General features: G+C 38.0%; 8 protein-coding genes. All 8 read left to right on the forward strand.

All coding sequences use genetic code 11. The features are described 5' to 3' along the window. Positions 1-103 precede the first annotated feature (103 nt). The 8 genes from ACQEXS_RS21830 to ACQEXS_RS21865 all read left to right on the forward strand — a co-directional run bounded on the left by ACQEXS_RS21830 (position 104) and on the right by ACQEXS_RS21865 (position 7,689). Positions 104-457 carry a hypothetical protein gene (locus ACQEXS_RS21830; protein ID WP_427015185.1) on the forward strand — a complete coding sequence of 118 codons (354 nt, stop codon included), beginning with the start codon at positions 104-106 and terminating at the stop codon, positions 455-457. 138 nt (positions 458-595) lie between these two features. After that, positions 596-907, forward strand: a complete 312-nt coding sequence (locus ACQEXS_RS21835) for a hypothetical protein (protein ID WP_276423016.1) — start codon at positions 596-598, stop codon at positions 905-907. Between the two features lie 226 nt (positions 908-1,133). Beyond that, positions 1,134-1,547 carry a hypothetical protein gene (locus tag ACQEXS_RS21840; protein WP_427015186.1) on the forward strand — a complete coding sequence of 138 codons (414 nt, stop codon included), beginning with the start codon at positions 1,134-1,136 and terminating at the stop codon, positions 1,545-1,547. 1,218 nt (positions 1,548-2,765) lie between these two features. Further along, positions 2,766-3,431 carry a DUF4145 domain-containing protein gene (locus tag ACQEXS_RS21845; protein WP_427015187.1) on the forward strand — a complete coding sequence of 222 codons (666 nt, stop codon included), beginning with the start codon at positions 2,766-2,768 and terminating at the stop codon, positions 3,429-3,431. Between the two features lie 749 nt (positions 3,432-4,180). Continuing rightward, a complete protein-coding gene (locus tag ACQEXS_RS21850) occupies positions 4,181-6,004 on the forward strand; it encodes a hypothetical protein (RefSeq protein ID WP_427015188.1) in 1,824 nt (607 codons plus the stop codon). A 155-nt stretch (positions 6,005-6,159) separates the two neighbouring features. Beyond that, on the forward strand, positions 6,160-6,498 hold the full coding sequence (locus ACQEXS_RS21855) for a hypothetical protein (protein WP_427015189.1): 339 nt from the start codon (positions 6,160-6,162) through the stop codon (positions 6,496-6,498). 162 nt (positions 6,499-6,660) lie between these two features. Then, entirely contained in the window at positions 6,661-7,131 is a 471-nt protein-coding gene (locus ACQEXS_RS21860) for a hypothetical protein (RefSeq protein ID WP_427015190.1), read from the forward strand. 150 nt (positions 7,132-7,281) lie between these two features. Then, complete coding sequence (locus ACQEXS_RS21865) at positions 7,282-7,689, forward strand: hypothetical protein (RefSeq protein WP_367989455.1); 408 nt, start codon at positions 7,282-7,284, stop codon at positions 7,687-7,689. The last annotated feature ends 1,704 nt before the right edge of the window (positions 7,690-9,393 follow it).

Here is a 9,393-nt window from a genome sequence, read left to right on the forward strand (position 1 = left end):
GTTTTGGGTTAGTTTAGTGTTTACGGTGTTCAATTTGAGTTGTGTGGTAGCGTGGTTCACACCTTAATTGGGCGTTATGTAGCTAGGTAAGAATGGAGTATAAATGCTTGGTTTAGTTCGATTTGTGGTGGTTGCGAATGTAATAGCAGCCGTAATAGTTGTTGCTCTTGAGATGTCTACAGGCTACTTTGGACTTAAGTTTGTTTCGGACTACGCATTTTTCATCGTTCTACTTTTATGGGGAACGACCGCCTTATTTTTCATGTATCCGCCTCTGGGTGGTATGGGGCAGTCTGACGACAAAGTTGATCGGGTTACAGGCTCAATGGTTGACAGTAGTGTTGCTGACGAAATCGATGATGAGCGGTTCTCAGAAAATACAGCCTTTTGTATCAAACTGCTTATAGCTGGAGTGCCTGCATTCTTGGTTTGTGTCCTTGCGAGCATCGCTACATAACAAGCAATTTAAGAGGGATTCACAACGCTCGGCATTTTTGCTTCTACTTCAAATTTAGTGTTTATGGCACAATGCTTAAGGTTTGAGTGGAGGCGTTGTTCACCCCTTAATTGGGCGTTATGTTCTATTGGAGTTTTTATGCTGAGAGTCAAACTAACAAGAGATAGTGTATGTATGGGAGATGACTGCGATGCTCCTCACTTCTTAAAATTAGAATTGCCAGAGACCTCAACTATTCAAACTTTAGTTGACGCTATTGATGCTCGCTCTTACCTGGCGAAAGTGGCTGGTTTCGATCATCAATGGATACTCTTAGCTAACAATGAAGAAGCCGCTCGTTTGAAAGGCAATGACCTTGAAGTCCCAGAAAAAGGAGCAGTAAGTCTATCTTCTCTTGCTTTAAACGGGGTGCTCAAGGTTCATTTCAAATATTCAAGCTCACGAACATAACAAAGCGTTCAAGACGGATTCGCAACGCGTGGCATTTTCGGTTTGATTCAGCTTAAGTGTTTACGGCACAATGGTTTAAGTAAGGTGGTATGTGTTGCTCACCACTTAACGCGGCGTTATGTTTATCCCAGTTAATCAAATCGCAACTTTTTTGTTATAGAGAGATGCCGGAGGGTAAGAATCTCACTGTCTGGTTATTTTTCTTAAACAAATTTGGAGTATTATTATGAACTTAGGCCAACAATCGGTATCTCGTGAGCATTCTGTGTTTCTTGAAAAATTCGCAGATGGCTCTGTTTATTACGCAGCAAAGAAGCAATGGCCTGAGAGCGCATCGAAAAGTTTAGCGTGGGCTAAATCTCAAAAGCGTCAACGTCCGCTGGTAGAAAAATATTTGCAGTTTGAAGGTCAATCGAAAGTTCGACGACAATTGGTGTCAGGGTTATCAAAAAAGGAAGCTGAGCTAATTAAGTCCAATCTCATCAAACGCAGTAAGGAACGCGGTGAGAATAACCTAAATCTCATCAAAGAAAGCAATGTCGATCTATCGTCAGGGTATGTGGCTGGCGTTCAGCGTTATTGCAAATGTGGCTATAATCGCGCGGTAGAGTTGGTAGAAATCTTTAACTCAATCGAATAAACATAACAAGCAATTTAAGAGGGATTCTCAACGCTTGGCACTTTTGCTTCTACTTCAAATTTAGTGTCTACGGTACAATGCGTTAGGTTGGGTGGTGGCGTTGTTCACCCCTTAATTGGGCGTTATGTGTAAAAGAGGATTAGTATGTACTACCTTCCCAAGTTGTTAGCTGAGAAGTTTGCTTACTTTGACAAATTCTCAATATTAGGTATCTGGGCTATATCATTCGCTTCAATGATCTTATTTGCATTTATTGCATCTGCTATAGCTTCTTTGAACGAGCTATTGGTTGCTCCAGCATTTAGTATCTACTTGATATTTGTCTTGGGAATCTTTTCGGCTAAGTTTTTTTCAAGAAAGAAAATCATCCTAACCGGCCCTGTCGCTGTAAGAATAGCTGCATCAGATGCAGGAGAATCGGCCGCAAAAGTCGGAAAAACGCTTTCAGAAATAATTTTCTTGCTGTGCTTTTACTTTTTTCTGTTCGGGTACGTATTTTTTGCGTTATCACCTTTGTTGTTTTGGGCATACACATAACAATAAATTTAAGAGTGATTCACAACGCTCGGCGCTTTCACTTCAAGCCAGTTTAGTGTTTATGGCACAATGGTTTAGCTAAGGTGTAAGCGTTGTTCACACCTTAATTTGGCGTTAGACAAAGGGCAGGAAAGTTCTTTGATCTAATCTTCTTGCTCCCTCTGGCTATCTGTTTTTCTGAGTCGGCAATTCAGCGTTGTCGGCACAAATCCTTGAATCTCTTCAACCGTAAAACATGCCAAATTTCGTGAGTTGCCTCATTGGGTTTCAGAGTTGGTTGGTGTTGAGCTTCACTGGCTTAAAGTGTGGAAAGGGCAAGTTTGTCGAAGCTTTCGTTATTGCTTTCATTTCGCAGCTTTGAGTTTGTCAGGTTCAAAGGCCACCTTTTTGCTGAAAGGCGGTATTTCGAGAGCGTAAAAAGTGAGGCTGTAACATAGTGGCTTCTGTAGTTCGTGAATCACAAAAAGTCAGTGGGTGATTGGTTGCTTATCGCGTTTAAGGTATTCTGTTTTCAAACCAAGTAAGTGAGTAAACGAGAATTTGCCTAACAAACAATTCAAGCTGATTCGCAACGCTCGGTACTTTTGGTTTCAACTGGTTTGGTGTTTACGGTGAAGTGTTTGAGTGTGGTGGTAGCGTTGCTCACAACTTAATTGGGCGTTATGTTACTAGGAGAAAATTGTGGCAATAGAAAAGCGAAAATTAAAATGTAACGTTTGTCAGAACTATACTTTTCATAAGTTGATACATTGTTATAAGCAGGATTTAAGTGAGGAACATTTCTATTGTGAGCGCCGATATAGCCTATTTGAATGTTGCGGATGTCAAGATGTAAAAATGGAACGCGCTGAATATTCAGAATACTGCGAATACGATGATAATGGGATAATTCCTGATATTTCTATATATCCTCCTTACACTTTACGTCAAAAGCCTAGTTGGGTTTCAAAGTTAGTATTTCCTTTCAATGCCGACACCGGTCCCGTGAATCGTGAACTAATGGAACTGATTAGTGAAATATATGTGTCATTGCAAAATGGATGTAACCGACTTACGGTTATGGGAATCCGAGCATTAATCGAGCATGTAATGATCCAAAAAGTTGGTGATAAGGGGCGGTTTGTCAAAAACATGGATGAATTCCAAAGTCAGGGGTATATCTCTAAAGTTCAACGTACTGCACTAGATCAAGTGTTGGAAGCTGGCCATGCTGCAATACATCGGTCATACAACCCAAAACAAAAAGAAGTGATAGCTGCTATGGACATAGTCGAGAATATTGTTGAGTCAATCTATGTGGTAGAAAAAAATCAACATAGCTTAAAACATGTTCCTAAGAAAAAGTAACATAACAATCTGTTTAAGAGTGATTCGCAACGCGTGGCATTTTCACCATGCGTTGGTTTAAGTGATTAAGGTAGTATGCGGCGGCATCAGTATTGCATTGCTCACACCTTAACAGGGCGTTAGCTTACTGGAGCAATGACAAAATTTCTTTAAATAAGTAAGCTACCGAGGTAGTAGCTCACTTTGGTAACACAAGTTATTTATTCGATGACTTGCTAGGTTTTAGCCCCGGAGTGTTACCAGGAGTCTTTTTGTTGTCACGTCTGCGCTGGTCAGGCTTCCCTGTTGATTTTGCGATTGGTTTTGGACCTGGTTTAAGAGCCATAGTTGTATTCCTCAAAAGTATAAGAGCAAATCTCTCGCAAAATAATATATTCGTATTTATGCATACTGACAGTGACTGGTGTTTTATTTCCATTTAAAACTTGTGGGTATGCCATTGGCTTAAAAACCTGTGTCGGCAAGTTTAGCTGATGCTGATGGTTAGTAAGCTAACAAACTGTTTAAGAGTGATTCGCAACGCGTGGCATTTTTACTATGCGTTTATTTTAGTGTTTAAGGTGGTATGCGGGGACTTCGGTAATTGCGTTGCTCACACCTTAACAGGGCGTTAGCTCACAAAGAGCTCAATTCCTGAAACGAATTTATTTTAAATTTAGCTCTCAAAAATGAAATTTATAAAATAATGGCAAGCTGTGTTGGTGTAAAATATATTCGTAACTCAAAGTAGTATCGAGGTTAGCTACGTAATGATTAATGAAATTGAAATAGCAGAAGGTGCATATTTTTACAAGAAAAATAGCAGTAAATCTATTTCTGACACAGCAATAAAAAATATATTTATTGAACTTTCAAAAGGAAGAATGACAAGAAGTCATACATTTAAAATAGAAAGAGATGATATAACTATAAATAACAATTCAGCCAAGTACTCTCTTTGTGTTTTTAAGCAAAAATTCAAACCATCAATACTAAAAGAGTTTAATGATAATGAGTATGAGATAAAGTTTTGTCATATCCTTATCTTAGAGTACCTTGACTATATTGTTATCAGCAAAAAGAATGTTCAGAAAAATACCAGCCTTGAAAGCTATTTAGAGGATATTGATTACTCGACTCTTTCAAAATTATATGCGGGTGATCAATCTAAGTTTCATAAACTGCATCTTGATAATTTAGATGTTTCTCAGCTAGCTATGCGCAGCAAGTCGGTAGAAGCTTTGGAGTTAAAAGATTCTTTTTCAACATTCGGTGCCAATAATTACGCAATTAGAAATATGCGGGTAACGTCAAATGGACACGTATATAGTTTATCTTTAGGGACATCAAGAATAAATAGGCATAATGGCAAAGTAGATGTAGTTGATTTTTTAAATTGGATCGGTAGCGTATGTGATGACATTTCATTATTTAAATCTTCGACTAGTTTTGTTGATAGCTTTGCCGTTCCTGTGCCATTTCAAACAAAAATTGCTTCTTTAACACCTAAAGGTGTTTTATTTAAATTGAGTGATGTTATTGATAAGATCGAACAAGGTGAAATATTAAAAGTTACGTATGTAACTGATCATGGTGAGAAGTGGTTAGATATATCAAAGTATATATTAAAATATGATAGTGCATTAGAAGTTATTTTGCATAATGGCGATAAAGTATTGTGTTCATCAGAAAATGCTTTTCTTTTCAAGCAGATTGATATTAGATTGAAAGTATTGAAAAGCAGTATAAAAATAAACTCTACTGAATTTAAAAAAATTATGGTTTATTTTTCTTCAGGAGAAGTTACTACGTTCGAAGAGTACATTAATAAAAACAACTCTTTTGTGGTTACTTTTGATGACCCTCACATTGCTTATCATTCTAGAAAGCTTTTCGAAAATAGTAACTTACTTTCATATATTGACTCGTTTATGAGTATTTTTGAGCCGTGTCCTCAACTAAATACTGTAGGTAGTGAGAAAGGTTCATTCAGTACGACAAGTACCGATTTTTCTGCTGATTCAATTTTTAACAAAGTAGAAACTGTTATTGATACAGATTCACCATATATGTATCTTGATGATTTAGGTAATGAATGGGCTGATCACATAACAGTTTCAGATGGCGTAATTAAGTTTTACCACTCAAAACACGGCGATAATGGGCTATCGGCTTCAAAGTTTCAAGATGTGGTTGGGCAAGCTCAGAAAAACCTAGGAAACTTAGTGCCACATTTTAATAGACTTCATGCTAAGAAAGATAAGTGGAAGAAAAATTTCAAGATAAAAAACACTGATAATCAAAGTGTTCAAACATCAATTAAACGTGTTAGAAGAATTCCTAATGGAGAACAGTTAAAAGATGGTATTGAGTATTACGAAAAGCAATTACAAAACCCAAATTTAAGAAAGACTGTATACTTGGTCGTTAATTTTATTTCTAAAAATAATTTAAGAAATGGGCTGTTTGCTCTTAAAAATGGCACGCCGTTACAGAGAAAAAATGAAGTGGTTCAAATTTTATGGTTCATTTCATCTCTTATTTCATCTTGTAAGGAGCAAGGTGTTGAAATTAGAATTCTATGCTTGCCGTAAGTGAGCTAACAAAGCATTTAAGAGTGATTCCCAACGCATGGCATTTTTCATTTCATCGTTGGGTTTTGTGTTTACGGTGGTAAGGTTAAGTTTCGTGGTAGCGTTGCTCACACCTTAATGCGGCGTTATGTGGCAAAGCGGAAAAGGTACAAGAAATGACAAAGTTTCTCTCATTTTTAGCTATATCAAATTTGCTTTCTTTTTGTGCAGTCTATCTGTTTGAGTTGCTAACTGGTTATCTGGATATCCAGTTTTTAAGTGACTACTCATTCTATTCAATGTTAATTCTCATGGGCTTGGGGACAATATTATCTTTCTCAGGTCACAAGGTTGGTTATAGTGACCCTAGTAATGTTGCTGGCGTGGCCGCAAGTAGCTTGATTGAAAATGGTTCTCCAAAGCAAACGGTTGTCACTAAACTAGAAAACACTGGGTTAGGTAGTAGGTTTTTCCTTTCTAGCTTGTTACCTTTAGCGCATTGCATCGTTGCATAAGTAGAACCAGCCACATAACAAGGCATTTAAGAGTGACTCACAACGCTTGGCGATTTCGGTTTAAACTTGGTTTCAGTGTTTAAGGTGCAGTAGCCGGGTTAGGTGTTTTAGCGCTGTTCGCACCTTAATGCGGCGTTAGGTGAAAGGAGTGCAAAAACAATAATGACGACAATAATTGATGTTTTAGATACAGCTGTAAAAATTGGCTTAGGTGCTGCAATAACAGGGTTTGTTGCGTTGAGAAGCTCTAAAGTTAGTCACCAACAAGAAATTTCTAAAGCAAATTTGGAAGATAGAAAAAAGCTAGTGTTCCAATTAACGGAACTATTGGAAAGCATTGAATCTTCAATGAACCAATGCATTGTGGCTAAAACTTCGGAGCGAGACGTTATCAAATCAAAGCAGTACCTTTCTGAGGTGTGCAGTGCAGCATATAGAGCTCGATCAACTGCAAATCTATTAGGTAATGACGAGTTGGTGAGTTTGACATCTTGTATTTGCAAGGACGCGGAAAGGATTTATCCGATGTTATTTCGACCTGAGAGTAACATAGAAGATCTTAGTAGCAGCATCACTGAATACAAGCTTACAGCCTATCCAATAATACGAAAAATGTATAGTGAACTCGGTTGAATATTCACCTAACAAAGCATTTAAGAGTGACTCACAACGCTTGGCGATCTCAGTTTAAACTCGTTTTTAGTGTTTAGGGTGTAATGGTTTCGGTTAGATGTTTAGCGCTGTTCGCACCTTAATGCGGCGTTATGTGCAAATGGAGTGTTAATGCAAAACGTAGATGAGATATTAGATAAAGGGCTTACAAATACTGAGTTGCTCACAGAAGAAGAGTGGCTTATTTTTGTTGTCGCTTATTTAGAATCAATAGCCGACATGGAAGGTTGGGACCATTTTTTTACTCACCATATGAATTGGTATCCAATACTAATTAATTCTTTAAAGCTTGCTAGCGATGAAGCATCGTTAAAAATAATTGAAAATTATAAGCAGCACTTTGTAATACTTGGGGTAAATTTCAACCCAGAATCAATTGATTCTTTTCTTGCATCTGCAAATAGTAGTTATCATGAAAGCTGTCCTGATTGGAGGGAGCAGTTTTCAGAAGCTAGCGAGCAAAGGTGGCTTAAGATTGGGTCTTACTTGTCGAGTCACGGGATAAAAATTCGCACATAACAAGCAATTCAAGCTGATTCGCAACGCTCGGCGCTTTCGGTTTCAATTTGTCTGGTGTTTACGGTGCAGTGTTTTAGTAAAGTGGCAGAGTTGCTCACAACTTAATTGGGCGTTAGCCCTCACGAAAAGGTACATGTAGTCATGAAAGGACGTTGCCCTAACTGCAATGCAGAGCCTGAGTCGATTCCTCTTAGCCAAAAGTGTTTTCAATGTGGAGAGTTCTCAAATGACTGGGTTATTTATGATTGGGAAGGATATTGCAGATACAAGAGAGTAATGATTAGATGTAATTGGGTCCTTTTGATATTGTGCTCTGCTAACTTATTGGCAATTGTACTAGGCTCTGCAGATCCAATTCAGTGGCTATTTTGTTTGCTCATTATTCCAGCAATAGTGAGTTTAACTAGGTCTTATCATGCAATCGCTAACTCTAAACACTATAAAGGACATCGCTTAAGGGATATAAGCCCATGGTTTCCTTGGTTGTAAAGGGCTAACAAACAATTTAAGAGTGATTCAGCACGCTTGGCATTTTTGGTTTGGGGTGAATTTAGTGTTTACGGTGGTCTATTTAAGTGTCGTGGTCGCGTGCTTCACACCTTAATTGGGTGTTAGGCGTAGTAAGAAATTTCTTGGTTCAAATCTCTAATTTCTCTTTGGCTATTTGTCCCAGTTTATCGGCAATCTAGCTTTATCTTCCCAAGTTTTTGAATTACTCAACCCGTAAAACATCGCAATGTTTACGGGTTGCCTCATTCGGTTTTCTAGTCGGTTTGTTGTTAGTTTCTTTAGCTTAAATCGCTTCAATTTTATCTGTATTCGAAATACGTTTATTGGCTGGAACTTTGCTCTGAAAGTTAGTCTTTCTAATTCCCTTTCTATGTGCTGAATTGCCGCTTTCTTTGGCGTTTTGGTTGCAGTGGGTTTCAGAAACTTAGCCGCTTTAGTATTTGGGTTTTAATCAAATTCAGTGGGTTACGTGTATTTCTTTTTCCCAAAAGGTGGTTTTCTAAATCCAATTTTAACTATTTGCGTGAAGCGCCTAACAAAGCATTTAAGAGTGACTCTCAACGCTTGACGATTTCAGTTTAAACTTGGCTTTAGTGTTTAAGGTGCAGTGGTTTAGGTTAGGTGTTTTAGCGTTGTTCGCACCTTAATGCGGCGTTATATGCCCGATTTGAATGTAGGGGAAATAATTGGAAATATAAGGTTTTTTCCAAGTAGCACTATTGTTAGGTTGTTTGGGAATGATTATCTCTAACCTTGTTTCAATGCATAGTTTGTTTTACAAAATGTCTTCTGCATTGAACGGATATAGTGTAGCGGCTATAGCGATGGCTCCTTTTTTGATCTTTATACCATGTAAGTCATCTGATGCTGCTGAACTTTATCGGAGACAAATGCTACAGCATGGTAAAAGGTTTTTGTTTTGGGTGTTTGTATTAGCTTTATTTGTATATACGCATCATGAATACGAGTTATTTCTTGAATCTAGGCAAGTCTCAGGCATATAACAAGGCATTTAAGAGTGACTCACAACGCTTGGCGATTTTAGTTTAAACTTGGCTTTAGTATTTAAGGCGTAGTGGTTTAGGGTAGGTGTTTAGCGTTGTTCGCACCTTAATGCGGCGTTAGGCGACGGGTAGGAAAGTTCTTTGTTCTCATCTTCTTATCTCTCTCTAGCCACTCGTCATTTTAAGTCGG

It is taken from the genome of Vibrio sp. TRT 17S01, assembly GCF_050113695.1.
GTDB lineage: Bacteria > Pseudomonadota > Gammaproteobacteria > Enterobacterales > Vibrionaceae > Vibrio.